This window comes from Microbacterium sp. CR_7 (assembly GCF_041954755.1).
Taxonomy (GTDB): Bacteria; Actinomycetota; Actinomycetes; order Actinomycetales; family Microbacteriaceae; genus Microbacterium.
On record NZ_JAVAYF010000023.1, the window covers coordinates 1 to 320 of the forward strand.

Sequence of the window (320 nt, forward strand, 5' to 3'; positions counted from 1 at the left end):
AACCGCGGCGGCACACACAGCGCCACGCAGAGTGTCACGGTGACGGCGCCGACGCCGCCCGACCCGACCGATCCGCAGCCGCTCGCGGCCGACGAGTTCGATCGGACCGCAGCCAACGGGTGGGGCTCCGCTGCCGCAGGCGGCGCGTGGAGTTACTCAACGACCTCCCTGTCGGGATACTCGGTCGACGGAACCGCCGCGAAGCTCGCGGTCGGAGCCGGGTCGACCCGCGCGGCGTACCTCGCGTCGGTGAGCTCGACAGCCACCGACCTCACGGCGACCTCGACGCTGTCGGCGCTGCCGGTCTCCGGCTCGGTCTA

At 72.8% G+C, this 320-nt stretch carries 1 pseudogene; it reads left to right on the forward strand.

Going from position 1 to position 320, the window contains the following annotated elements:
• Window positions 1–39: 39 nt before the first annotated feature.
• A pseudogene (locus RAC81_RS16975) lies at window positions 40–320 on the forward strand (hypothetical protein); the annotation flags it as partial.